Genomic DNA, 22,804 nt, shown 5'->3' with positions numbered 1-22,804 from the left:
GCGGACAGATTTCCTCACCGTCTCGTCCCCTCCAATGCGGACCGCCGGTTTCATCGTGCCGCAATCGAACAGCCTCCTGAGCGTCACATATCGCGCATAGCTGCGCTTCGAACCTCAGGATCGGGAGCCACTATGAACGTTCGTTACGCAACTGCACGCCTTTTTCTCGCCTCTACGGCGCTGGTCGCCTGCCCTGCCTTGGCGCAGGACGCGACCGACACGATGGACCTCGAAGGCACCGGACAGTCGGGCAACGAGATCGTCGTCACCGCGCAGAAATTCGAACAGCGTGCGCAGGATGTGCCGATCACCATTTCCGCGCTGAGCGGCGAGCGGATCGAGGAACTGGGGGTCTCCGATCTGGACGAACTTTCGAACTACGTCCCCGGTCTGAACGTCCAGGAGCAGAGTGCGAACAACCCGGGCATCGTGATCCGCGGCGTGACCTCCGATTCCGGTTCGGCGCAGCAGGGGCCGCGCGTCACGCTCTACTACAACGGCGTCGACATCTCGCGCTCGCGCGGGAGCTATCAGTCGATCTACGATCTCGACCGCATCGAGGTCATCAAGGGCCCGCAGGCCACCCTGTTCGGCACCGCTTCTGCGGTGGGCGCGATCAGCATCGTGCCGGCAAGGCCCGAGCCGGGCGTTTCGGCCGAGCTGACCGGTGCGTACGGCAATTTCGACTACACCAAGCTGTCGGGCTTCGTGAACGCGGGCAACGACAAGGTGGCTGGCCGCATCGCTTTCGAATGGAAGAAGCGCGATGGCTATGTCGAAAACCTCAACCCTTCGCAGGAAGAGGAGCTGTATGCGCTCGACAACCTGGGGCTGCGCGCTTCGCTGCGCCTGACCCCGAACGACGATCTGGCGATCGACCTGGTCGGCACCTTCGATCGCCAGCGCAATGGCGGAACGCCGTTCATTTCCGGTACCTTGCCGACGGAAGCGGGGCCGGCCGATCCTTTCGGCCGGGCCAACCTGGGCGGATCGACCCTCTCCGCGGAAGTGCTGGGCAAGGACCAGCTCGGGCTCGATCGCGAAATCTACGACCTGAACTTCACCGCCGAATACGCGATCGCCGACGATTGGACCTTCACCACGGTCAACGGCTACCGGGAGTTCGACAGCCTCGAGACCTTCGATGCCGACGGGTCGGCCGCCTGGTTCCTGGAATTCGCCGAGATCGCCAAGGGCTGGCAATTCAGCCACGAGGGTCGCTTCGCCTACTCGGGCACGAATCTGCGTGGCTCCTTCGGCTGGAACTACTTCACCGAGGACGGCCGGCAGACCGTGCCTTTCTCCGGCGAGGAAGGGACGTTCCTGCAGTGCCTGACCCGCGCGGTGCCGAATGTGCCCTGCGTGGCGGCGGACGGCAGCGTGCCCGCATCGCAGGTCCTGGCGGCCCTGACCGGAGGCGCGTTGACGCAGCTTCCCTATCGGTCGGTTTACGAAAACCAGGGGCAGAACGATAGCTATTCGGTGTTCGCAGATGGAACCTGGCTGGCGACCGACAGACTGGAACTTACCGCCGGCGTCCGCCTGCTGTGGGAAGACCGCCAGTCGGGCTATTCCGCCACTGCGCCGGCCCCGGTGCTGATTGGCCTGCTCCCGGCAGAGATGCGCCAGGCGCTGCTGGCGGCGCTGCCGAGCCTCGCTTACTCGCTGATCCCCGGCCAGACCGATACGGACGGGCAGACCTATACCGCGCAGGACGACTTCTTCGACGTGCTGCCGCGCTTCAACGTGCTCTATCGCGCCACGGACGATGTGAACCTCTACGCGACCGTGTCGAAGGGCCGCCGCTCGGCCGTCGTGCAGCTGGGCGCTACGCGGGATAACCAAGGAAACGCGGTGCCTGACTACCAGCTCGTGCCGGAAGAGGTGGTGTGGAACTACGAAGCCGGCGTGAAGGTCAGCAGCGGGCCGGTCTCCGCTTCACTCGGCGCCTATTACCTCGACTATTCGGGCTTCCAGGTCAGCGTGCTGCAGGACGATGGCTCGAGCCGCACCGAAAGCGCCGGCTCGGCCGCCAATCTCGGCCTGGAGGCGGAGCTGGCGGTGCAGGCCACGCCGTGGCTGAGCCTGTTCGCCAATGGCGCCTACATCGATGCCAAGGTGGACGAAGATAGCGCCCTGACGCCGGCCTATTCCGGCGCGCGCTTCCGTCTGCAGCCGAAATGGCAGGGGGCGACCGGCTTCACCGTGGATGCGCCGGTCGGCAACGGGATGCGCTTCTTCGCGACGCCCAGCATCACCCACCGCAGCCGCATCTATTTCGAGATGCCCAACAGCGAGCTGCTCTCGCAGGATGCGGTCACTCTGCTCAATGCACGTGCGGGGTTGAGCTTCGCCGAGGACCGGTTCGAGATCGCCGGCTTCATCCGCAACGCGACTAACGAGAACTACTTGCTCGATGCGGGCAACACCGGCGGCGCTTTCGGCATTCCGACCTTCATCCCAGCAGAGCCGCGCTTCTACGGCGTGGAACTGACCGGTCGGTTCTTCTGAGGCGGAACGGACGAGCAGAAGGAGAACCGAAATGCCGATGAATCGCCGCGGCGTGCTTGCGCTGCTGGGCTCCGGGGGCGCGCTGGGCCTCCCCGGGATCGCCATCGCGCAACAGCCGCCCCACGAAGTCCGCTTCGCCCACGGTGTCGCCAGCGGCGACCCGTCGGCAGACGGCGCGGTGATCTGGACGCGGGCTACAGCCGAGGAAGGCTATGGCGGCGACATTCCCCTCGCCTGGCGCGTCTCTACTTCCCCCGACGGCGCTCCGATCGCCTCTGGCCAGGTCGCTGCGCGCGCCTCTGCCGATCACACCGCCAAGGTGGAAGTGACCGGCCTCGCGCCGGGCCGCGACTACTTTTACCGTTTCGAAGGCCCGGGCGGCGCGCGCTCTCAGTCAGGCCGCTTCCGCACCCTGCCTACGGGCGCTGTGGACGAGCTGGTGTTCGCGGTCGCCTCCTGCCAGCTCTATCCCGGCGGCTTGTTCAATGCTTATGCCGACATGGCGGCGCTGCCGCGCCTTGATGCGGTGGTGCATCTGGGCGATTACATCTACGAATATGGCGAGACGGGTTATGGCGCGGATATTGGCCGCCGACTTGGCCGGCTACCCGATCCGCCGCACGAGATCGTCTCGCTCGCCGACTACCGCCGCCGCCATGCACAGGTGAAGTCCGACCCGGACCTGCAGGCCGCCCATGCCCGCGCGGCCTTCATCTGCGTGTGGGACGATCATGAAGTCACCAATGACGGATGGATCGGCGGAGCGGAGAACCACCAGCCGCAAAGCGAGGGCGACTGGGCCGGGCGCAAGGCGGTGGCGATGCAGGCCTACTTCGAATGGATGCCGATCCGCGATCCCGATCCGCTGCGCGCGCGTGAGGCGATCTTCCGCACCTTCGAATTCGGCCACCTCGCCACTCTGGCGATGGTCGAGACCCGGCTGCTGGCGCGCGACCGGCAGGCGGCCCCCAAGGGCGAACTGCCGGCGGCGGAACGCGTCGCGGCGCTGCTGGCCGAGCGCGAGCGGCCCGAACGCGAATTGCTCGGGCGCGGGCAGAGCGAATGGCTGGAAGGGGTGCTGGGCGCCTCTGTGCGGGCCGGCAAGCCGTGGCAGCTGCTCGGCAACCAGGTGGTGATGGCGCGGGTCGCCGGGCCGGATCTTGAAGCGAGCCTCGGCGCCGCGGCATATGCCGAGATGCGCGCGCAGATGCCCGCGCAATATCGCGCACAGATCGACACCGCGCTGGCGGGATACCGCGCTGGCGTGCCGTTCAATCTCGATAGCTGGGACGGCTATCCGCACGCGCGCGAGCGGCTTTACGAGCTGTTCGCCCGCGCCGGATCGCGCCCGCTGGTGCTATCCGGTGACAGCCACGCGGCCTGGACCAACAATCTGCACGATCGCTCGGGCCGGCTGGCGGGCGTCGAGGTCGGCTGCACGGCGATCTCGAGCCCGTCCTACGGCTCGATCCTGCCGGGCCTGGGCCGCTTCCTCGCCGCGGCCAACGACGAAGTCATCTACTGCGACCAGGACAACAAGGGTTATGCGCTGGTCACGCTGACGCCTGAGCAGGCGCGGGTGGAGCATGTCGCCGTTTCGACGATTTTCGCCAAACCGTTCGAGCGGCGCGTAGCCGCCACATTCCGCACCCGGCCCGATGGCCCGCTGCAAGCACTAGAGAGCTGAGTTCGGGGCACGTCGGCGCTCTGACCAGCGCTCGATCTAGGAACCTGCGCAGCCGCCTCGGCAAATCGAACGGATCAAGGCTTGAGCCAGACTATTGGAAGCAAGAAGCATTTCGGCTTCAGCTGGCTAGCCAAGTTGCACGGAACTCCAAGTGCACTCTAACCGGTATGATGCGACCGAACGAAGTGAAGAGCATGATCGCCGATAATTTCGGACATTCGCTGACTTAGATTAGCTCGTCGAAACCGGCCCTATGTTCATGCTCGGCCAGAGGCGGCAACGTGTCGCTTCCTGCTAGGCAGCTCTTGGTGTGCCGAGATGAAAGCGGGATAGCTACGACTGGGCGGTTAGCAGACAGTAGGCCGACAACGGCCTGACCCATTCACCATCTGAGTGAGATCGGGCTCACACCGACGACTTGGTCTCTTCGGCCTCAATGCGAGCATACCTGTACTGCAAGAACATGAGGAGCACACAGATCGGCAGCATGACGACCAGCTCTGTAAGGCTACCGTTGACCGCCCTATAAACGCCGACGCTTATCAGAAGGGCTGCCACTTCAACTCCCCAGGAGAAGGGACCGCGAAGCTTGAGGTCCGTTGTACATGTCGGACACTTGAGGCTGTCCCAGTATCGCGGGAGGAGGAAGGTTGCGAAGCTAATGCGAGAGCGGCAGTTGGGGCAATGTCTCGACACGTGGGCATCTTTCAATTCCAAGTTCGATGTCAGGCTAGTCACGTAGTCTTTCACAATGACGTAAAAGAGATGGCCATCGCACGCGCCTCGCTCGTGCCCGCTTGTTAGTTGCTCGCCATGGAGGCTTATCCCAGTCGCGTCAAAGGCACGCAATGTCGTCGCGTCCGGAAACGCTGCTGCAGCTACAAAATTTGCCCTTGCGGACGTGGCGTTGCAGCACCGGCGCCCAACGCCGACATAGCCGCCGCTCGGCGGCTCCACTGCGCTCCCCGAAAGCTGCCGCTGGTTCAGGCGCGGGGTGGAGGCGGCAATTGGGCCGGTTGCTGACTGGCAGCTTCAGGCTCAGCAGTCAGCGAAACAGACATTGCTGTCAGAACGCAGTCATAAAGTCTCGCCGGCCCATCCACCCGTTGATCAGAATGACGGATTTCTGTTAGTTCCGATCTGGGGTCGCATACAGTCTGGATCATTGATTCCAGTCCGAGTGTGCGAGGGCAGATTCTATGGACAAGCTGGATTTTCGGGGGCGGCGCGTGCTCGGTCTTGCATTGGCGGCCAATGCGCTGATGGTCACAGACTCCGCTCAGGCTGTTTCCATAGATGGCCTCCAGGGGGCCGAGTTCGATCACATCTACGGCAGTTATGCGCCGGACGGCGACTGCGCTCGTGAGCCGCGCGTGACGATCGCTGAGGCCGGCATGACCTTCCGCGCGGATGGCCGAACGGTAACGGCGACGCGGATCGAGTACGCGGCGAGCTTCTTCGGAGGGTTTTACGAGGGCATTGCGCTTGCGTTCTTCCCTTTCCCGCGAAGCGACAGCGACCTTGGCCCTGTGCTCATGTACGTGAACGAAGATGAAAAGCCGGGCACAGTTCGCATCGAGGCCAATGCCGAGCCGGGCCAGCGGCTCGATCCCTTTCATGCGACGCTCGCAGGAAGCTATCAACTCTGCGCAGGCACCGGCAGCGGCGGAACGCCCCCGGCCGTGGCCGAAGCTGTTCCGGTTCCCGGAACGCCCCTCGAGTGGACCAATCTTCCCGGTCTGGTGGGCCGCTATCCCGGAAGCTATGCCGAGGACAATATCGACCTGTTCGACAAGGGCGCCATCGCCGCCGCGTTGCGCGCGGTGCTCGGTGAGAAGATGTCAGTACTCGAGATCAATCTCTCGACTGTCACGCCGCTTAAGCGCGAAGGCAATCTCTACTACATCATGGGCAACGCTCCGCACCGCGGCGGGGAGGATCAGGCCTATGTCCTGATCGACGCTGCGAAGCGGGCGGTGCAGGTAGGACTTTGGGAACAAGGGAAGCTATCCGTTTACGCCCCTGCAAGCGGTCGCCTGCCTGAACCGTCCGAAGTCGGCGCGATGCTGGCGCGCAGCCCCGGCGAGACGGCCAATGCCGCGCCGGGCACGCCATGGGAGGTGCTGCCCGTGCAGGGCCGAGCGCCGGTCGCCTACGTCGAGGCCGCGGCCTCGCCGAGCATCATCTCGATCACGGTTTATTGCGAGAATGGCCGGCCCTACATGGCCATGTTCTTGGATAAGCCGGGTACCGGCACGCGCAGCACCATGACCTGGAACTTCGCTGGGCGCCTGGTCGATATTCCCGTCCAGCGGGCAAACAATGCCGGGACTTACTGGGTGGGAGGCATCGCGGGCACATCGTTGATCGAGCACCTCATGACGCAAAAGGACATGGTCTATCTGCGTATCGATGGCCGACTTGAAGGCGAGGCCTCTCTCTCCAATGCGCCTGCGGCGCTTCGCGCAACCATGCGCCAGTGCGTGAACCTCTGAAAAGCGAAGTGTGCGTACCGCTGAAGTTGGGCCGTTTGCCGACTGTCCGCTTCTCGTTCGATCAGATAGACATTAGACCTAGGCGCTCAAAATCGGTCAGGACGGATGACATCTACGGTAGAGCGAAGAACGACGAGACCGTGGCTTTCGAGCAGCGGCACCAGTGCTTTTAAAAAAGCATCCGCTCGTTCTGGGCTTGCGATCGTCAGGAAGACGTACTTGGCTGTCGCGCCGCTAAGCAGATCTTCGGACCACTCTCCATGCCGGCCACGACCGCTCTCGGTACGTAGAAGTGTATGGCCAGTGATCCCCGCCGTTTCAGCCAGTTCAGCCAAGCGTGGTGCCAGAGGTGCGTCGACCAGCACCTCGATGCGTTCACGCGGTGTCGTTTCGATCATGTCATTGCTCGCGCCGTCTCAGCCATCCAGCGGAACAGCGGTATGCCGAGAACGATATTGAACGGAAAGGTAACGCCAAGCGACATTGCGAGATAAAGGCCCGCGTCGGCTTGGGGCAGCGACATGCGCATCGCTGCCGGTACAGCGATGTAGGACGCGCTAGCCGACAAGATGCCGAGGGCAGCAGCAGATGGTGTGTCGAGGCCGATGAATGTGCCCGCCAACACACCCAACGTTCCGTTGACGATCGGAAACAGGACGGCAAGCGAGGCGAGCCGAAGGGTGAGTGAGCGCGTCTTGAGGATTCGGCGCATCGCGATTAGCCCCATGTCGAGCAGGAACAGGCATAGCACCCCGGTGAAGCCGGCACGGAAAAGAGGCGAAATCGGCTCGAACCCGTCCTCGCCGATCACCATTCCGATTGTAAAGCTGCCAAGAAGCAAGACGACCGATCCGTTGAAGAATACTTCCCGCAACAGCTCACGCGAGAATAGCTTCCCACTTTCCCGGCGTGCAAGGAAGAGCCCGGACAAGATGGCCGGCGTCTCCATCATCGCAAGGACCGCCACCATGAAACCGGCAATGGCGAACCCGGTATCGCCATAGACCTGGCTGGCAGTGACGAAAGTTACGACACTGACAGAGCCGTAATGCGCTGCAACCGCTCCGGTGTTCGTCCGGTCCAGCCCTCCGATTTTTGCGAGCGCGGGAGCGACCAGAAAGGGGATGACTGCGCTCAGGACCAGTCCAACCGCCAGCGCCGAAAGAAGCTCGGGACCAACGCCAGCCTTCGCGACTTCCACTCCGCCTTTGAGGCCAATCGCCGCCATCAGATAAAGCGACATGCCCTTGGCAATCGTTTCCGGGATCGAAAGGTCGGACCGTGCAGCGGCCGCAAAGACGCCGAGCGCGAAGAACAGGACCGGGGCGGACAAGAGAGTGGAAGTCAGCTGGTCCATACAGTTCCTGATCTTTCGCTCGTCAGCAGATAAGAGACACGCGCCAGGCTCTTATCGACCGGCAACGTCACAGGCGTGGTCAGTAAGCAAACTGCCTTAACCTCTCCAAAAACGGCGTCAGCTAAAAGGCATGTTCGATGCTTATCAGGGGAGCATGTCCAATCTCGTCAGGGCCACCATCCTCAAAGTCCTGCTGGCGCAGGTAGACCAGACCGACAGAGAGGTTGTCATTCACATCGTAGGACAAGCCGACCTGCGTCCGAAGGCCGGTAATGCCTTCGTCGCTGCCGATATTGTTTCCTCTCAGAGTCCAGAACAATTCGGCATCTGCCTTTGCGGACCAGCGCCCCTGCTCGTTGATTGGAACGGATACGCCCAATCGCGGTCGCAGCCGCAGACCCATGCGATCCGCGTTGTCGATGAACCGCTGCTCGAGCCGCAGGCGGGTCCGCAGGATGCCGTGGCTGCCCGACAATTGCTGCATCAGACGGGTCTCGTCGCTCCCACCATCGTTGATCCGCCGTTCGACCGCCCCCGATAGGGTGAAGTTTTCGGAGATATCCTGGTTCAGCCAGAGCCGCGTGAAATAGGTGTCGACCCGCCCATCTTCACTGCTGCGGAACCGTTGAGCGGTTTCCAGCTCGATTCCGGTATCCTCGTCGAGATCGGTAGAAATGGAAGGATTGAGCCAGAACTCGAACGCTTCGTTCTGGGCCATGGCCGGAGATGCCATCAGGGCACCTCCGGCAACGATCGGGTACAGGAGCGCGCGCATCAGTCGCTCGGAGCCACCACGAGACGCGAGCCCTGCGGCTGGAGCGAGCGGGCCGTCGGTCCGAGCGCACCGCGAAGTGCCGCGATTTGCTGGGCGCTCGCCTCGACCTGCGTATCCGCGACGTGCCAATTTACTCCTTCGCTGCATGGCGGAGTGGTGAGCGAGCCCATGTAGCGATAGACGTCGAGATCGTCCGGCACCATCGTATCGATGTCGAACGTGACCGGCGTACCGTCACCGCTCGCATGCGCTTCCAAAATATTCGAAAGGCCCGGATTGGTGCGGCCTTCCTCGAACATCACACCCAGGACTCCGAGTCTTCCATCATCGGTCGCGTGAACGAAATGCGCCACCAGCGGGAAGCGTTTTCCGTCGATCGCATGCTCGGACGGGGTGTGGAAGTGGACCTGGACGAGATTAAACATCGTGCCGCCCGACTTCATGCCTTTGCCGTCGGCATCGACAAAGTCGACCTGCACTTTCTCCTCGCCTAAGGCCATCTCGCCCGAGACGGTGCCGAACATGGTGGACAGTTCGACGTTGCCGCGCGCATTGGGGGTGCCGAGATCGATCGGCGACTGATTGAGCCCGACATCGCACAATGCGTAATCGATATTCTGGAGAGACCAGCGCTCATCGGTGACACCGTCGCCGAAATTCCAGTCCTTCTCCTGCGCCAACGCAGCAGTCGAGATGCCTAGCGTAAGGGCGGTTGCTAATGCGAGTTTCCTCATGACGAACACTCCGTGGATTAGGCCGGATCAAAAACGGTAAGCGAGACCGGCGCTAACGACCCAGGGGTCGAGCGCGTGCTCGCTTTGCAATGCGACGGTATCTCCGGCGTTGAACGTCGCAGTGGTGCCGACAAAATATCGCTTGGCGTCGAGCGAAAGTCCGAGGCCGCGATCGTTCAGCGGAACGTCGAAGCCTGCCTGCAGGACGAAACCCAGTTCGTCGGACAGATCGACGTCCGTCGCTCCGAGGGCGGCGGCATTGGCGCCCACATCTTCGCTGAAGATCATGAAATAGGTGGGGCCAGCGCCGAGATAGGGTTTGAAACCGCCGCCGAGATCGAAATGGTGCTTCGCCGTCAAGGTGGCGGGCAGAATGATCGCGTTGTCGATCAGCTCTGCACCGTCGAGTACGCCTGCGCCCCGGACGTCATGCGGGGTGACACAGCAGATAGTCTCCAAAGAGAAACTGGGCGATACGAAGTACTCGACTGCGACGGTCGGCACGTAGGAATCGGTGGCGCGTGTCTGCGAACCGGCTGGCAAGCCGATTTCATCGGTCAGCACTTCCTCGATTTCACCATCGGGCAGTACGCCGGTCACAAACCCCTTGATTTGGATCGATCCGGCATCTTGAGCGCTCGCGGGAACTGCAATTCCTAGCGCGGGGATCGATGCGGCGAGCGCGAGAACACGGTATCTCATTTCGATAAGTCTTTCTGAGGCTCAGCGAACCATGGCTGTCGCGCGAAGCAACAGCCATGGCCGGGGAAGATCAATTGCTTTTGTAGGGGAGCGAGGAATGGTGGAGGACGATGCGCAGATTGCCATCGGGTCCGCGGACGTAGCCCCAGGTCTTGTCGACGGTCGTGCGATTGCCTTGGGCGTCGATGACCGTCACATTGCCCATCGAGGTCGCCGAATTGCCCTTGACGAGAATACCGGCGTTCTCGATCTCGTAGCTGCGCCAACCCTTCAACGCGAAGCCGCTGTCGCCGGGATAGGCCGAGTTACCTCCGACGAAATAGGAAATTGCTCCCTCGCGATCGGTGCGGAAGGTTGTCGGCGAGGCGGCCAGCGTGGGCTTGAACAGGACCGGACCAAGGCCATAGCCATAAGCGGTATCGATTACCTGTGCGGCGAGGCGCTTTGCGGCGGCGTGGCCTTTGGTATCGTACTCGGTGGCGATTGTTACGAGCGCATCTCCCCACGCGCGCTGGGCGGCTTCGACTTCGGCGGCGGTGATCGGCGCGTAGGTCGGCGTGGCCATCATGGTCGAGCCGACGGTAGTTGCGGTTGACTGAGCCAGCGCAGGGGTGGCCAGCGCAGCTAGGGGAAGAGCGAGGACAAGGCCGACGCGGCGAAGGTTGGTATTCTTCATCTGGCAACTCCTTTGCTGGGCAGCGAACAAAGCTTTGTCGCTGCGGTTCGATACAGGATGGCTCCATCGCCATGAGGCCGAGATAGAATGGGGGGAGCGGCGGCAAATCCGCCGAATGGCAGGCCTTCCGGCCTAGGCCATCCGGCCTATGCGGTTTCCGTATTCGGCTCTAGAATGCGCGCGATGCGACAGGATATTCCCCACTTGGCCGGTGACATCGAGACGATCGCGGAACTGCGCGAACTCTATCGCGCCGCGGAGGCACGGGCTGCCCGGTTGCGACTGTTGTCGACCAGCGGGCGCGAACTGCTTCAGGCGGAAGCTGACAGCATCGGGCCGATTTTGAAGAAAACCGCTGACAGGCTGGCGCTGTTTTTGGGGAGCCGATCGGCGAGCTTGATGCGCGATAAGGACACACCTGGCTTTCCGATTGTCTTGCCCGGTCGCGGCGCCGCGGTGCACGCGACACTCCTCGTCGCAGGCTTCTCTTCGATCGACGATATCCGAGACCCCGAAGATCGCGAAACCTGTCAGACCCTGCTCGACATGATGGGGGCTGCGATCGATCGGGCTGATCGCGAAGGTGCGCTTGCGAGCCTGCTCTCAGATCTGCAGGATCGCGAGCGGCGTCTGGAAGAGCTGGTTGGCCGGATCTTCTCCGCGCAGGAGGACGAGCGACGCAGGGTCGCTTATGAACTGCACGACGGCGTCGCCCAGTCGGCCACCGCTTTGGTGCGTATGCTGGAACGATTGGGCGATCGCTCCAATGCAGGTTCCGACGGGGATAGCTCGGTGCGGGCAATCGGGATCGCGCGGGGGTTGGTCAAAGAATTGCGCGGAGTGATCGCTGGATTAAGACCTACCGTGCTCGACGATCTGGGCTTCATCGCCGCCCTGCATGCACTCGGCGATGCTCTGGAAGAGGATGGGTACAACGTATCGCGCGAAATCGACGATGATTTCGGGCGCCTGCCGGGCTATGTTGAAACCGCCCTCTACCGCGTGGCGCAGGAAGCCGTCTCCAACATCCGGAAACATGCGGGAGGGCCGTGCGACGTCCTGATGGAGGCGAACTCGGGCGCCCGCCACACGGGTCCCATCCTACGCATAACCGACCATGGCTGTGGCTCCGCCCGCGATCGCCCTGATCGCGGGACCGTGAATGAGGGGTATCAGATCGGCATTGCGGGCATGACGGAGCGGATGGCAGTCATCGGCGGCTCTCTGGATTGGACGGTCGGATCGCATGGAGGCGTAATCGTCGAGGCGGGACTTCCGAGAGAGCGTCAATGACGCCTGTTCCGCGCATCCTTATCGTCGACGATCACCAGCTCGCACGCGAAGGCCTAAAGGCCGTGCTCGACGGCGAGGATGCCAAGGTCGTCGGAATGGCGTCGACAGGCGAGGAATCCGTTGCGATGACCGCCAAGCTTGAGCCGGATATCGTGCTGATGGACGTGAGGCTCGGCGCTGGCATCGATGGGCTCGAAGCGACCCGGCGCATTGCAGCTCTCGGCCTGGGCGCCAGGGTAATCATGCTGACGCTTCACGAGATGCCCGCTTATGTCCGTGAAGCACTGGCCGCGGGCGCGGCGGGCTATGTCGTCAAGGATACCGCGATCGAAGATTTGCGCGCGGCGATCGCTCAGGTGATGGCGGGCCGATCTGCGCTGCCGCTCGATCTGGTCGGGGCCGCCATGAGGGCGACGACGGTAACGCCCAAAACTCTCGATCCTGCCGAGATTCTTACACCGCGCGAGCAGGACGTGCTTGATCTTATTGCTGAGGGGCTGACGAACAAGGGGATCGCACGAAAGCTTGAGATCAGCCCTGCTACGGTCAAAGTGCATGTGGAACGTATAATCGGCAAGCTCGGCGTCGCCGACCGAACCCAAGCCGCGGTCGTGGCTGCGAAGGCCAGTCCGGCGGTCGATTAAGAATATGTACAACCCAACGATCCGGGCTCCGGCGCGCTTTTGGGCTAACCGATCCCTCGCAATCAAGGGACTGGTCGTCATCGCCTTGCCACTGGCGGTGCTTTTGGGTTCATTGTTGTCCCTCTATCTGGCCAGCAACGCCGAAGCGCGCGCCGAAGACGATGTCCGCAGGGCCTTCGCAATCCAGCGCGATACCTATCAGGTGCATGCGCTGTTGGCGGAAGCGGCGGCCGGCGTGCGCGGTTATGTTCTCACTGGCGACAACCGGTTTCTCGCTCCCTTTCGCAAGGCACAGCGCGAAGTTCCCTCGAGCATGGCGCGACTGGACGAAGCAATCGAAGACCCGATCGTTCGTGACCATTTCGAGGAATTGCGGGTTCTGGAGGCCGAAAAACGCACCGGCCTGCAACAGATCGTCGACGTCGCCCGTGTTGGCAACATTGCCGAAGCGAATGTCGAGGATGCGTTGCTAGCCAACAAGCTTGCGCTCGACGAGGTCCGCGTGACGATCGACGACATCCAGCGGCGCGAGGCGGTCGTCCTCGACGAACGCCGCACCCGGGTGGAAGAGGTACGGGCCGGGTTCCTGATCCTTACGGCAGTCAGCGCCCTTGTCGGCCTCCTCGGCAGCCTCTCGGCAGTCTATCTGTTCTCGACCGGCATCGTGCGCCGTGTTCGTAAGCTCGAAGGAGACGCTGAAGCGCTGGCTCGCGGAGAACGGCTAACCGAGATGCCTGAGGAGGCGGACGAGGTTGGACGGCTTGCCCAACGACTGGTGCGGGCGAGCGCCCTGCTCCACGACCGCGAGGACGATCTTCGCGCCAGCGAGGAGCGTTTCCGGCTCGTGATCGAGAAGGTCCGCGACTATGGCATCTTCGCGCTCGATCCGGACGGCATGGTGACAAGCTGGAACCTGGGCGCCGAGCGGATCAAGGGCTGGCGTGCAGAAGATATTCTCGGTCGCCATTTCAGCAATTTCTATCCGACCGAAACACGCGACCACTTGCCGGAGGAGATGCTTGAGCGCGCCCGCGAGAACGGATCGGCCGAAGACGAGGGCTGGCGAATACGCAAGGACGGCTCGCGTTTCTGGGCCAACGTCGTCATTACCGCGCTGCGCGATGAGCAGGGTAAGCTTCGCGGGTTCGCCAAGGTGACACGCGACATGACCGAACGCAGGCGCTCGGAGGAAGCGTTGAAGGAGGCCCGCAAGGACGCTGAAGCGGCGAGCCGGGCCAAGAGCGAATTCCTCTCGCGTACGAGTCATGAACTGCGGACTCCCCTCAACGCCATTCTCGGTTTCGGACAACTGCTCGAAATCGACGAGGACGATTTTGCCAGAAACCACCGCGAGGCGATCGGGCAGATCACGAAGGCAGGCCGACATCTTCTTTCGCTGATCAATGATCTGCTGGACATTGCCAGCATCGAGGCAGGGAGTTCCGACCTCACGATCGAAACGCTCGACCTCGGCCAGCTGCTTGAAGAGGCGTATTCTCTTGGGAAGCCCATCGTCGCCTCCGCGAACCTGAATTTCGAACTCGAACGGGCGGGCGGGAACATCCCGGTCCGCGGCGATGCACGGCGGGTCACCCAGATCATTCTCAACCTCATCGGTAACGCCGCAAAATACAATCGGGACGGCACGTTCGTCCGGCTCGGATGCCGGTTTGACGGCGCGTTGGTGCGGGTCACGGTCGAGGATGATGGGCCGGGCATAGCCGAGGCGGAAGCGAAGCGGCTCTTTACCCCCTTCGATCGCCTGGGCCAGCAGGACCGCGCGAAGATCGAAGGAACCGGTCTCGGACTTGCCTTGTCGAAAAGCCTGGCTGAATCCATGGATGGCGGGATCGGGTTTGAAGCCCTCGCTAAGGGATCCCGCTTTTGGTTCAGTCTTGCCAGAGCGGCGCAACCGGAAAATTCGCCGCTGGGTCGAAACACAAACGACGTTACGGAATCTTCATGCCCGAGAACCTGATTCAGCCTTCCGAAATCCTGTCGCGTCGCGTTTTAGCGATCGATGACGAGGAAGCGAACCTGCTGCTCCTGCGCAGCCTGTTGGAGCGCGAAGGCTATTCGGACATCCATTGCGTCAGCGACCCGGCGAAGGCGATGCAAGCCTATGTCGATCTCGAACCCGATCTCGTTCTTCTCGATCTGATGATGCCCGAAGTCGATGGGTTTCAACTGCTAGAAGCTTTCGGGCGCCACGACCGGGCTGAAGAATTTCGGCCCGTTCTAGTCCTGACGGCCGACACAACCCTGCAGGCGCGAAGGCGGGCATTGGCGCTGGGGGCGAAGGACTTTGTCGCGAAGCCATTCGATGTGATCGAAGTTGCCCTTCGCATATCCAATCTTCTGGAAACACGGATCCTCTATGAGCGCTTGCGTAATTAGCCTTGCATGACAAGCGCGAGAAGAAACGCCCCGTAGCCCATGACCAAAAGTACACCGAGCAACCGATTGACACCCCGCAAGAACCAGGCTGCCGCAAGCACCGCGATTGCGGATGCTGCCATGATGCCGAGATCCAGCGGCAGCAAGGTTTTGGGGATTGCCGCGGGCGCGACTACCATAGTCACCCCGCCGATCCCGAGAATGTTGTAGATGTTCGACCCGATGACGTTTCCGAAAGCCACCTCCGCTTCCCCCTTCCGCGCCGCTACCAGAGAGGTAACCAGCTCGGGAAGCGATGTGCCCACGGCGACGATAGTCAATCCGATCAGGGTTTCGCTGAGACCCGCGAGGCGTGCCAGATCGATCGCGCCGGTGACGAGGAACCTGCCGCCGATGATCAGTATCGCCAGCCCGATGAGCGTCACGACAACCGGCCTGGTCCAGCTTACAGCTTGTGAGTGCAAGCCGGTGTCACTCATTTCGAGAGCGACAGAGCGATCATATGGCGCGTTGTGCAGGACGTGGGGGGCGGCCCGCCGTTCTTCGCGGTAGCAATAGGTGACATAGCAGACCAACAGGCTGATCATCGCAAGGCCCAGCAAGCTCGAATGAAGCTCCGAGGCCGCGACGACGACCAGAAATAGCGACGCGGTCACGGCAACCCCCGTGTCGCGAAGGGCCGCGCCCTGCCTTATGGCGAGAGGAGCCAGAACTGCAGCGGCACCCAAAATCAGGAGGGTATTGGCTATGTTGGAGCCAATGATGTTGCCCCAGGCAATGGCAGGCGAGCCGGCCAGAGCCGCCTCAACGCTGGTCACAAGTTCGGGCATCGAGGTGCCGAATCCGACAATCACCAGCCCGATGATTAGGGGCGTGACTCCTGCGCGTTCCGCGAGCCCGACCGCTCCCCTGACGAGAAGTTCACCCCCGACAAGGAGCGCAACCAGCCCGCCCACGAGAGACAACAATGTGATGGTCATGCAATTGTGTTCCTAGGAAGTGAGAAGCGAAGAAGGAGATAGCCGGCGACTGCGGCAACCAGCGACCCGGAAAGCACCCCGAGTTTGACGGCTTCGACCTGCGCGGGATCGGCGAATGCGAGGTTGCCTATGAAGAGGCTCATGGTGAAACCGATCGCAGCGAGCAACGAGACCGCATGAACCTGACGCCACCCTACATTCTCGGGAAGCGAGGCGAGCTTTATCTTCACCGCGATCCATGAAAGCCCAAAGATGCCGATCTGCTTCCCCAGCAGCAGCCCAAGAGCGATGCCAAGCGGCAGGGGCGCGAGCAGGTCCGATGGCTGAAGACCCAAGAGGGACACACCTGCGTTCGCGAAGCCGAAGATCGGGATGACGAGAAAAGCGACCCAGGGATGAAGCGCATGCTCCATACGCTCGAGCGGTTCGGACCCATCTCGCGCGACCATGGGGATGGTCATCGCCGCGGCCACGCCGGCCAGCGTCGCATGAACCCCGGACTTGAGGACGAAGATCCACAGCACGATCCCAAGCAGGACGTAGGGAATGCTGGAGCCGATGCGAAACCGATTGAGGATGACCATGCCAGCGAGCGCAAGGGAGCCTACAGCGAGCATGCCGGTGTCGATTGTCCCGGAGTAGAACAGCGCGATGATGGTGATTGCTCCGATGTCATCGATCACCGCGATTGCCAGCAGGAGTGCCTTCAGCGCGACGGGGACGCGGGGGCCCAGAAGGGAAAGCACACCGAGGGCGAAGGCGATATCGGTGGCAGCGGGAATGGCCCAGCCTGCAAGATTATCGGGGGACTCCGTGTTGAGGGCAAGGAATACGAGCGCTGGCGCAGCCATCCCGCCGATCGCGGCGAAGAGAGGTAGGGACGCCTTGTCCCAGCTTGAAAGCTGACCCTCGACAACCTCGCGCTTCACTTCGAGGCCGACCAGGAAGAAGAAAACCGCCATCAGTCCGTCGTTGATCCAGAGCAGCAACGGCTTGTCGATCGCGAACGAACCTATGGTCACTGCGACCGGCAGCTCAAGCAAAGCAAAGTAGTTGCTCGCCGCCAGGCTGTTTGCCGCGGCCAGCGCGAGCAACGCGGCCGCGATGAGGACGATCCCGCCAGCGCTTTCCTGTTTCAGGAAATCGCGCAGCGCTTCGGTCGCGTTGGCGAACATCGATCAGGCGTATTGCAGTTGCTTGCACACCATCATCGCGCGGGCGCGGCGGTGCGGGTTGACGATCCGACCCATCGCCCGCGACAAAGCCTTCTTGATCCGCAGTCTCGCTGTTCGCAGATACAGCAAGATCTTGGGGTCGGGCTTCGGGCGGCGTTGTTCAAGTTCAAGTCGGCCTTCCACACGTTGCAGGTATTCCGTGAGCTGGAAAATGCGGGCTTTCATCATTGCTCTCCAAGACGATATAGTTTGACAAGGCGGGGCCGCGTCGGTGCAGCCCCGCAGTCACCCTTTAGCCCGCGGCTACTCCACGCCGCTGGAGCAACGAGATGCGGTCCTTCAAGCGCAGGCGCAGGCGTTTCAGCAGCTTCATCTCCTCCTGCCGACCGGGCGCGCGGCACGTGTCGATCAAGCGGTCAAGGCGGCGATGCCGTTCGCGGAGTGCGTCGAGGCGGGTCATGGGTTGTCTCCTGTGATTGGTAAGCCCCTGTCACCCGGAAGATGACAAACAGTCGGGCTATAGGCCAGTTGAAAGTTTGTCTCATCACGATAGCTTCTGCCTATCAGCCACGATGAGTTATGAAATGCCTACATTGCGCCAACTCGAATATCTTGTCGCCGTGACCGACGCCCGGCATTTCGGCCGCGCAGCAGCGGCAGCGAATGTCTCGCAACCGACGCTCAGCCAGCAGATCAAGGCGCTCGAGGCCCGTCTCGGCATCACATTGATCGAGCGCGGGGACAGTCCGGTGCAGCTAACCCCGGTCGGACGCGAAATTGCCGAACGCGCACGCAAACTGCTTATCTCAGTAGCCGATCTGCGCGATCTCGCGCGCCGGAGCAAAACCGGCTTTGCTGGTACTATCCGCTTCGGTGTGACACCCACGATCGGGCCCTATCTGATGCCCTCGGTCGTCGCCCGCCTACACCGCGACTATCCCGACATGCGCCTCCATATGCGCGAAGGCATACCCGACGATCAGGTGGCCGAATTACGGCGGGGCGCACTCGACCTGGTCTTAAGCCCGCTTCCTGTCGCCGGATCCGACCTGGAAATCGAGCCACTCTTTCGCGAACCGCTCCATCTCGTCGCGGCCCCTGACAATCCTCTGGCGGGAAAATCGCTTCTGCGAAAAAGCGATCTGGCGGGCGCAGGACTGCTCACCCTCGACCGCCGCCATCATTTCCACCGTCAAGCCCAACAGATTTGCGAGGAACTGGGAGCCGAAATCCTAATGGACTACGAGGGCACGAGTCTCGACAGCTTGCGCCAGATGGCGGGCAGCGGTCTCGGCCTTGCCATCTTGCCCGAACTCTATTTGCGCTCCGAAGTTGGCGGCGAGCATATGGTGCGCCGCCTGGAAGTCAGCGACTGGACCGCGACCCGGTCGATCGCGGCCATCTGGCGTCATAGAGCGGCTTATGGCGAGAGCTATCGGCTTATCGCACAAGCTGTCGCCGAGGAAGCGCGACGGATGCTTCGTCTGATAGATTGAAGCTATCGAAAAGCGTGTGTCATTTCGATTGACTGTTAATGGCCGCGACGTGACCTCAAGCTTACATTGTGGGCAAACCGAACTTCCAAGGAAAGGTCTGACCATGATCAAATCTGATTTCCGATCGGCCCAACCCGCTTCGATGACGGCCAGTTACGTTGGCTTCGACGAAGGGCTGCGTCAGCACATGCTGGGAATCTATCGTAACATGAGCCTGGCTTTGCTTGTCAGCGCTTCCGTCGCCTGGCTCGTGGCCTCGACACCGGCACTCTATCAGCCAATCTTTGGCACACCGTTGAAATGGGTCGCGATACTAGCCCCACTCGCTTTTGTGCTCGTATTTTCCTTCCGGTTTGAGAAAATGACGCTCGCCGGCGCGCGCATAGCTCTGTTCGCTTTCGCCGGCGTCATGGGTATCTCGCTAGCTAGCATTCTGCTGGTCTTTACCGGCGCGAGCATTGTCATGACCCTGCTTGTAGCTGCGATCACGTTTTTTGCCATGAGCTTGTGGGGCTACACGACGAGGGCGGATCTTACGCGCTATTCGACCTTCCTGATCATGGGACTGGTCGGCGTCGTGCTGGCGAGCCTTGCGAACCTGTTCCTGCAATCGGGAACGCTTCAGCTGATCGTGTCGATCATCGGTGTCCTTGTCTTCACTGGCCTCACCGCCTGGGACACGCAGCGCGCGAAGAACGACTACCTGACCTATGGAGCGACCGATCATGGCGAAAAGCTCGCTGTCATGAGCGCGCTGTCGCTCTATCTGAATCTGGTCAACATATTCCAGCTGTTGCTGACCTTCTTCGGTCAGCGCGTGGAGGAGGCTTAGTCCCATGCGTACCCAAGATGCAGTGAATGCCATGCTATGCCCTGTCTGCCGCACCGGACTCGCTCTGTCCGATCGCGGCGGAGTCGAGATCGACTATTGCCCCTCCTGTCGGGGCGTCTGGCTCGACCGCGGCGAACTCGACAAGATCATCGAGCGAACGGGAAGTTCGCAATCGACTTACGGCGGTGAGTTGCGCGAGCCTCGAAGAGGCAAGGAAAGCGGGCTCGCAGGGTTGGCGACTTCGCTGCTACGCGGCGAAGATGATCGAAACGTTTACCATCGGGGCGACGACCGCCACTACCGCAAGAAGCGCAAGTCGATGCTCTCGGACTTCTTCGATTAGCGGGATCCCCGTGATCACATTCGTCGCTATACTTGAGCTCGGCACTGTCATTGCAGCACTCTCTGCCGGTTTGCTGTGGCTCCGCGCCAGTCGGCGGCGCATTCGCCGCGTCGGTCGAGATGAGATATTCGACCATGCGGATTTCAATCGTATGGTCGTAGCGCTCAACCGGGTGCAGATTCTCAACGCTCGCGCAGCATTAGCGACAGCCATCGCCGCTCTCCTCGCTGGTGCAAGTCTGGTTTTCCATTTGGCGATGTTCGATTCCTGAACCAAGGCAAGTTCAGCGCGCTATCCTACCTCTGGTCAATTAAGGAGAGACGAGAGGCTGCTGTTGCCTGCTGAGTGCGGGTCGTCATCACCGTGGAACGGCAGTTTTCGGGACTGCGAGGTAATTGGCCCGATGACCGAAATGAGGGCGCATAGCTGCCGTTGAGATGCGCCCCCGCCACACAATCAACCGATGATTATCTCACCGTCACTGTACGGCTCAAAACCCACGTCGATCGCATTCGGAGCCATGTAGATGCCGCCCCGAGCAGCATCGAGAAATCGACGTAGCGTTAGCAATTCGCCTAGAGCACCTCTTGTCACCAGGTTCATCGGCGGGAGACCGCCGAACACCGGAGCAATATGCGGCTGAGCCAGCCAGCGGATGCGCTCGTCCTCCTCGGCAAACAGCACGCGAAGCGCCGCATAAATGCCAAGCACTGCGGAAATCCGGGTTAGCACATCGGCGCTGAGGATAAGGTCGCCATGCTCCCGCGCCTTCTTGCACCACCTGCGATAGGTCGAAGACGCCGGACCGCCGAGAACCTGACGCTGCTGATCTTCGCTCAGGCTCCAGAACTCTGCGATGTTGAGAAACGTGCGCAGCCCAGGCCCGCTGAGCCTGCGCCGATTGGCTGGCGCAAAGCGCTCGGCGTCGACTTGGGGTGGTGCTTGCTTGGACATGTCGTCACTCCACGCATCGACGGTTCAGTTTCGCCCTAGGCCGCCCATCTCCACACTCGCCGGGATGGTGAGCGGAGGCATCAGGAATGGATTCCCGCATCGACAGCGTCGATGTGGCGATGCACCCAATCGGCATGGCCCTCCCGCACTAGTTGCATGACCGTGCGGCCAGCAAAGCCGACGATCGGCTCGCCAGAGTACCAGACGTAAGCCAGCTCACGGGATCCGAAGCGGGGCTCGAGCCGGTCGAGGATTTCTGCCATCTGCGCTTCCTCTTCCTGGGTCATGAGAACTCTCCCTGGCACTTGCTCTCAGGCTTCTGGAGCACCTCCTGCTCGAGGCGCTTCACGGTCATCGGATCGACGCGCATCGCCCGTGCCTTCCCGCGGAGACTGAGCCCGCTGGCGGCAGCTTGCCGCAAAAAGCGCCCTGCTTCCGGTCCGAACTGACGAATGCGAGGCCTGCCGATCGCCCCGTCCGGACGGCGGGTCCTGCTGTAGGAATAGCCGCAGGAGCAGGTAAAATGACCGTGCAGCTTTCCGCGATCACGGACCAGCCTTTGCCTGGTCACGACTGGTTTCTCGAAATGCTCCGCCAGCGGGTTGAGACAGAGCCACGGCGGCGGCCCGAACGGCCTTTCGACCTCCGGAACTTGCTCCAACGCAGTTTGAAGTACGAGATGCTGCGCCGGCGGCGCCAGCTTGCGTCTGTTGCGCAGCAGGTCCGTCACCCAGTTCGGGCCCTCGTCAGTGCCGAGCGACAGCCCCGGTATCATCTCGAGCGTCTCGCCCCAGTAGTCGCTCACGAGCTGCTGTATTCGCGAAGCTCGCAAGTGCTGCGTGCCTCTCAGCAGGCCGCGATCGGCGAGCATATGCCGGTAGTGCTGGTATTGTCCGGCCGGCCCATTCGGTTCCGGTGGCGCATCGAGAAGAGCCCGGCTCAGACGCGCTAGCTCGACCAGTTTCGGTGGCGGTGGTTTGCCGTTAGAACGGCATGACAGATCTCCGCTTTGCATTTCGGCAGCCTCGTCCGGAGACATCAACGAATGCCGTTTCCGCGGGTTCAGCTCGGCCGAGGATCTGTACAGCCACGTCCCGTGTTCGGCACAGACGAGAACGCCCGGTAGCTGCTGCCAGCGCAGCCACCACGCCTCGCCGGCCCGGTCCAGCACATCGGCGACGCAGTCCCGGCAGAATTGCAGGCTCCCGGGCATCGGCACCGGAAACGTGGACAGGCCAAGCGTGAACTGCAGCGAGGCGCCCTGCCCCTTCATCTGCCGCAGCGCCCTCTCCCGAACCGTCTGGCTCGCGAACGCGGTGTGATAGCCATAGGTCGTGGTCGAATGGATCAGCTGGTCGAGCTGCTCGTCGGGCCAACCAAAGCGCTCGGCAACAGCTGCAAGATCGCAGGGTAGGTGACACAGGGCCACGAACTGCCGCCTGCCGGCAATCGCCCGCGCGAAGCTCGCGTAAGGAGGTCTGCCCAGATAGCGGTGCAACCGCACGAGCATGCTGTAGAAGGTCTCGCCAGGATAGGGCTCGGGCAACCAGTCCATCGCTCAAGCTTCCGGCCAGATGCCGGTCAGCCCGGCTCCGCGTATAGCCTCGAGCGGCGTCAGGCCTCGCCCGGCCGCTTCTGCAACAAGCTTCCTGAGATCGCGATCCTCGAGGATGGCGGGGTCGAAAGCCACCTCGTCCTTGCGCTTCGATTTCCTGCCCCTGATGAGCTTCCGGACGTGCTCGAAGAACCCCAG

Annotated in this window: 25 protein-coding genes and 1 pseudogene; 12 read left to right on the top strand and 14 right to left on the bottom strand. The window is 62.0% G+C overall.

Translation table 11 applies throughout. The annotated features are described in order from the left end of the window. Nucleotides 1-132 precede the first annotated feature (132 nt). The 3 genes from D2V04_RS03790 (at nucleotide 133) to D2V04_RS03775 (ending at nucleotide 6,693) form a co-directional block, all read left to right on the top strand. Entirely contained in the window at nucleotides 133-2,511 is a 2,379-nt protein-coding gene (locus tag D2V04_RS03790; protein ID WP_119511977.1) for a TonB-dependent receptor, read from the top strand. Between the two features lie 31 nt (nucleotides 2,512-2,542). Then, the gene (locus D2V04_RS03785) at nucleotides 2,543-4,198 is read left to right on the top strand and encodes an alkaline phosphatase D family protein (RefSeq protein ID WP_119511976.1); all 1,656 of its coding nucleotides are present in this window, start codon (nucleotides 2,543-2,545) and stop codon (nucleotides 4,196-4,198) included. A gap of 1,199 nt (nucleotides 4,199-5,397) precedes the next feature. Then, nucleotides 5,398-6,693, top strand: coding sequence for a hypothetical protein (locus D2V04_RS03775; protein ID WP_119511974.1), 1,296 nt, complete (start codon nucleotides 5,398-5,400; stop codon nucleotides 6,691-6,693). A gap of 86 nt (nucleotides 6,694-6,779) precedes the next feature. Here D2V04_RS03775 and D2V04_RS03770 read toward each other — a convergent pair whose 3' ends face one another. The 6 genes from D2V04_RS03770 to D2V04_RS03745 form a co-directional block, all read right to left on the bottom strand. Beyond that, entirely contained in the window at nucleotides 6,780-7,091 is a 312-nt protein-coding gene (locus D2V04_RS03770; RefSeq protein WP_119511973.1) for a P-II family nitrogen regulator, read from the bottom strand. Then, entirely contained in the window at nucleotides 7,088-8,050 is a 963-nt protein-coding gene (locus D2V04_RS03765) for a sodium-dependent bicarbonate transport family permease (RefSeq protein ID WP_119511972.1), read from the bottom strand. The genes D2V04_RS03770 and D2V04_RS03765 overlap by 4 nt, the downstream gene beginning before the upstream one ends. 121 nt (nucleotides 8,051-8,171) lie before the next feature. After that, nucleotides 8,172-8,825 carry a DUF2490 domain-containing protein gene (locus tag D2V04_RS03760; protein ID WP_119511971.1) on the bottom strand — a complete coding sequence of 218 codons (654 nt, stop codon included), beginning with the start codon at nucleotides 8,823-8,825 and terminating at the stop codon, nucleotides 8,172-8,174. Then, nucleotides 8,825-9,559 (bottom strand): carbonic anhydrase, encoded by a 735-nt coding sequence (locus tag D2V04_RS03755; protein WP_119511993.1) that lies wholly within the window; start codon nucleotides 9,557-9,559, stop codon nucleotides 8,825-8,827. The genes D2V04_RS03760 and D2V04_RS03755 overlap by 1 nt, the downstream gene beginning before the upstream one ends. A 27-nt stretch (nucleotides 9,560-9,586) precedes the next feature. Continuing rightward, the gene (locus D2V04_RS03750; RefSeq protein ID WP_119511970.1) at nucleotides 9,587-10,261 is read right to left on the bottom strand and encodes an OmpW/AlkL family protein; all 675 of its coding nucleotides are present in this window, start codon (nucleotides 10,259-10,261) and stop codon (nucleotides 9,587-9,589) included. A 70-nt stretch (nucleotides 10,262-10,331) separates the two neighbouring features. After that, a complete protein-coding gene (locus D2V04_RS03745; protein WP_119511969.1) occupies nucleotides 10,332-10,937 on the bottom strand; it encodes a phosphoribosyl-AMP cyclohydrolase in 606 nt (201 codons plus the stop codon). 204 nt (nucleotides 10,938-11,141) lie between these two features. Here D2V04_RS03745 and D2V04_RS03740 point away from each other — a divergent pair, with 204 nt between their 5' ends. From D2V04_RS03740 to D2V04_RS03725, 5 genes and pseudogenes are all read left to right on the top strand, one after another. Further along, entirely contained in the window at nucleotides 11,142-12,230 is a 1,089-nt protein-coding gene (locus D2V04_RS03740) for a sensor histidine kinase (protein WP_228766243.1), read from the top strand. Beyond that, entirely contained in the window at nucleotides 12,227-12,874 is a 648-nt protein-coding gene (locus D2V04_RS03735; protein WP_119511968.1) for a response regulator, read from the top strand. The genes D2V04_RS03740 and D2V04_RS03735 overlap by 4 nt, the downstream gene beginning before the upstream one ends. A 4-nt stretch (nucleotides 12,875-12,878) precedes the next feature. Then, a pseudogene (locus D2V04_RS18140) lies at nucleotides 12,879-13,373 on the top strand (CHASE3 domain-containing protein); the annotation flags it as partial. Between the two features lie 3 nt (nucleotides 13,374-13,376). Then, a complete protein-coding gene (locus D2V04_RS03730) occupies nucleotides 13,377-14,852 on the top strand; it encodes a PAS domain-containing sensor histidine kinase (RefSeq protein ID WP_228766246.1) in 1,476 nt (491 codons plus the stop codon). Beyond that, a complete protein-coding gene (locus D2V04_RS03725; protein ID WP_119511966.1) occupies nucleotides 14,837-15,271 on the top strand; it encodes a response regulator in 435 nt (144 codons plus the stop codon). The genes D2V04_RS03730 and D2V04_RS03725 overlap by 16 nt, the downstream gene beginning before the upstream one ends. On the opposite strand, the gene D2V04_RS03720 is transcribed toward D2V04_RS03725, so the two are convergent. The 4 genes from D2V04_RS03720 to D2V04_RS03705 all read right to left on the bottom strand — a co-directional run bounded on the left by D2V04_RS03720 (nucleotide 15,268) and on the right by D2V04_RS03705 (nucleotide 17,886). Next, nucleotides 15,268-16,251, bottom strand: coding sequence for a calcium/sodium antiporter (locus D2V04_RS03720; RefSeq protein ID WP_119511965.1), 984 nt, complete (start codon nucleotides 16,249-16,251; stop codon nucleotides 15,268-15,270). The genes D2V04_RS03725 and D2V04_RS03720 overlap by 4 nt on opposite strands. Further along, entirely contained in the window at nucleotides 16,248-17,426 is a 1,179-nt protein-coding gene (gene nhaA / locus D2V04_RS03715; RefSeq protein WP_119511964.1) for a Na+/H+ antiporter NhaA, read from the bottom strand. Before nhaA ends, D2V04_RS03720 begins: the two co-directional genes overlap by 4 nt. 3 nt (nucleotides 17,427-17,429) lie before the next feature. Then, nucleotides 17,430-17,651, bottom strand: a complete 222-nt coding sequence (locus D2V04_RS03710) for a hypothetical protein (protein ID WP_147391760.1) — start codon at nucleotides 17,649-17,651, stop codon at nucleotides 17,430-17,432. A 67-nt stretch (nucleotides 17,652-17,718) separates the two neighbouring features. Beyond that, the gene (locus tag D2V04_RS03705) at nucleotides 17,719-17,886 is read right to left on the bottom strand and encodes a DUF465 domain-containing protein (RefSeq protein ID WP_119511962.1); all 168 of its coding nucleotides are present in this window, start codon (nucleotides 17,884-17,886) and stop codon (nucleotides 17,719-17,721) included. A gap of 112 nt (nucleotides 17,887-17,998) precedes the next feature. Between D2V04_RS03705 and D2V04_RS03700 the strand changes: the two genes are divergently transcribed. The 4 genes from D2V04_RS03700 (at nucleotide 17,999) to D2V04_RS03685 (ending at nucleotide 20,368) form a co-directional block, all read left to right on the top strand. Further along, a complete protein-coding gene (locus D2V04_RS03700; protein WP_228766241.1) occupies nucleotides 17,999-18,922 on the top strand; it encodes a hydrogen peroxide-inducible genes activator in 924 nt (307 codons plus the stop codon). 187 nt (nucleotides 18,923-19,109) lie between these two features. Continuing rightward, the gene (locus tag D2V04_RS03695) at nucleotides 19,110-19,754 is read left to right on the top strand and encodes a Bax inhibitor-1/YccA family protein (protein WP_119511990.1); all 645 of its coding nucleotides are present in this window, start codon (nucleotides 19,110-19,112) and stop codon (nucleotides 19,752-19,754) included. Between the two features lie 4 nt (nucleotides 19,755-19,758). Next, nucleotides 19,759-20,097, top strand: a complete 339-nt coding sequence (locus tag D2V04_RS03690; protein ID WP_119511961.1) for a TFIIB-type zinc ribbon-containing protein — start codon at nucleotides 19,759-19,761, stop codon at nucleotides 20,095-20,097. Between the two features lie 10 nt (nucleotides 20,098-20,107). Further along, a complete protein-coding gene (locus D2V04_RS03685) occupies nucleotides 20,108-20,368 on the top strand; it encodes a hypothetical protein (RefSeq protein ID WP_228766240.1) in 261 nt (86 codons plus the stop codon). Nucleotides 20,369-20,553: 185 nt separating this feature from the next. Here D2V04_RS03685 and D2V04_RS03680 read toward each other — a convergent pair whose 3' ends face one another. The 4 genes from D2V04_RS03680 to D2V04_RS18135 all read right to left on the bottom strand — a co-directional run. Further along, on the bottom strand, nucleotides 20,554-21,051 hold the full coding sequence (locus D2V04_RS03680) for an antitoxin Xre-like helix-turn-helix domain-containing protein (RefSeq protein ID WP_119511960.1): 498 nt from the start codon (nucleotides 21,049-21,051) through the stop codon (nucleotides 20,554-20,556). A gap of 80 nt (nucleotides 21,052-21,131) precedes the next feature. Further along, the gene (locus D2V04_RS03675; protein WP_119511959.1) at nucleotides 21,132-21,338 is read right to left on the bottom strand and encodes an antitoxin Xre/MbcA/ParS toxin-binding domain-containing protein; all 207 of its coding nucleotides are present in this window, start codon (nucleotides 21,336-21,338) and stop codon (nucleotides 21,132-21,134) included. Then, nucleotides 21,335-22,606 (bottom strand): TnsD family Tn7-like transposition protein, encoded by a 1,272-nt coding sequence (locus tag D2V04_RS03670; protein ID WP_119511958.1) that lies wholly within the window; start codon nucleotides 22,604-22,606, stop codon nucleotides 21,335-21,337. The genes D2V04_RS03675 and D2V04_RS03670 overlap by 4 nt, the downstream gene beginning before the upstream one ends. A 3-nt stretch (nucleotides 22,607-22,609) precedes the next feature. After that, nucleotides 22,610-22,804: hypothetical protein (locus tag D2V04_RS18135; protein ID WP_228766239.1), on the bottom strand; the 195-nt coding region annotated here is incomplete at its 5' end.

The organism is Pelagerythrobacter aerophilus, assembly GCF_003581645.1.
Taxonomy (GTDB): domain Bacteria; phylum Pseudomonadota; class Alphaproteobacteria; order Sphingomonadales; family Sphingomonadaceae; genus Pelagerythrobacter; species Pelagerythrobacter aerophilus.
This window is presented reverse-complemented; position numbering and strand designations above follow the sequence as displayed.

What these genes read in the sequence shown, in the direction of transcription:
- D2V04_RS03790 (WP_119511977.1), top strand. Translation starts at nt 133, where the DNA reads ATGAACGTTCGTTACGCAACTGCACGCCTTTTTCTCGCCTCTACGGCG.
- D2V04_RS03785 (WP_119511976.1), top strand. Translation starts at nt 2,543, where the DNA reads ATGCCGATGAATCGCCGCGGCGTGCTTGCGCTGCTGGGCTCCGGGGGC.
- D2V04_RS03775 (WP_119511974.1), top strand. Translation starts at nt 5,398, where the DNA reads ATGGACAAGCTGGATTTTCGGGGGCGGCGCGTGCTCGGTCTTGCATTG.
- D2V04_RS03770 (WP_119511973.1), bottom strand. Translation starts at nt 7,091, where the DNA reads ATGATCGAAACGACACCGCGTGAACGCATCGAGGTGCTGGTCGACGCA.
- D2V04_RS03765 (WP_119511972.1), bottom strand. Translation starts at nt 8,050, where the DNA reads ATGGACCAGCTGACTTCCACTCTCTTGTCCGCCCCGGTCCTGTTCTTC.
- D2V04_RS03760 (WP_119511971.1), bottom strand. Translation starts at nt 8,825, where the DNA reads ATGCGCGCGCTCCTGTACCCGATCGTTGCCGGAGGTGCCCTGATGGCA.
- D2V04_RS03755 (WP_119511993.1), bottom strand. Translation starts at nt 9,559, where the DNA reads ATGAGGAAACTCGCATTAGCAACCGCCCTTACGCTAGGCATCTCGACT.
- D2V04_RS03750 (WP_119511970.1), bottom strand. Translation starts at nt 10,261, where the DNA reads ATGAGATACCGTGTTCTCGCGCTCGCCGCATCGATCCCCGCGCTAGGA.
- D2V04_RS03745 (WP_119511969.1), bottom strand. Translation starts at nt 10,937, where the DNA reads ATGAAGAATACCAACCTTCGCCGCGTCGGCCTTGTCCTCGCTCTTCCC.
- D2V04_RS03735 (WP_119511968.1), top strand. Translation starts at nt 12,227, where the DNA reads ATGACGCCTGTTCCGCGCATCCTTATCGTCGACGATCACCAGCTCGCA.
- D2V04_RS03725 (WP_119511966.1), top strand. Translation starts at nt 14,837, where the DNA reads ATGCCCGAGAACCTGATTCAGCCTTCCGAAATCCTGTCGCGTCGCGTT.
- D2V04_RS03720 (WP_119511965.1), bottom strand. Translation starts at nt 16,251, where the DNA reads ATGACCATCACATTGTTGTCTCTCGTGGGCGGGCTGGTTGCGCTCCTT.
- nhaA (WP_119511964.1), bottom strand. Translation starts at nt 17,426, where the DNA reads ATGTTCGCCAACGCGACCGAAGCGCTGCGCGATTTCCTGAAACAGGAA.
- D2V04_RS03710 (WP_147391760.1), bottom strand. Translation starts at nt 17,651, where the DNA reads ATGAAAGCCCGCATTTTCCAGCTCACGGAATACCTGCAACGTGTGGAA.
- D2V04_RS03705 (WP_119511962.1), bottom strand. Translation starts at nt 17,886, where the DNA reads ATGACCCGCCTCGACGCACTCCGCGAACGGCATCGCCGCCTTGACCGC.
- D2V04_RS03700 (WP_228766241.1), top strand. Translation starts at nt 17,999, where the DNA reads ATGAGTTATGAAATGCCTACATTGCGCCAACTCGAATATCTTGTCGCC.
- D2V04_RS03695 (WP_119511990.1), top strand. Translation starts at nt 19,110, where the DNA reads ATGCTGGGAATCTATCGTAACATGAGCCTGGCTTTGCTTGTCAGCGCT.
- D2V04_RS03690 (WP_119511961.1), top strand. Translation starts at nt 19,759, where the DNA reads ATGCGTACCCAAGATGCAGTGAATGCCATGCTATGCCCTGTCTGCCGC.
- D2V04_RS03680 (WP_119511960.1), bottom strand. Translation starts at nt 21,051, where the DNA reads ATGTCCAAGCAAGCACCACCCCAAGTCGACGCCGAGCGCTTTGCGCCA.
- D2V04_RS03675 (WP_119511959.1), bottom strand. Translation starts at nt 21,338, where the DNA reads ATGACCCAGGAAGAGGAAGCGCAGATGGCAGAAATCCTCGACCGGCTC.
- D2V04_RS03670 (WP_119511958.1), bottom strand. Translation starts at nt 22,606, where the DNA reads ATGGACTGGTTGCCCGAGCCCTATCCTGGCGAGACCTTCTACAGCATG.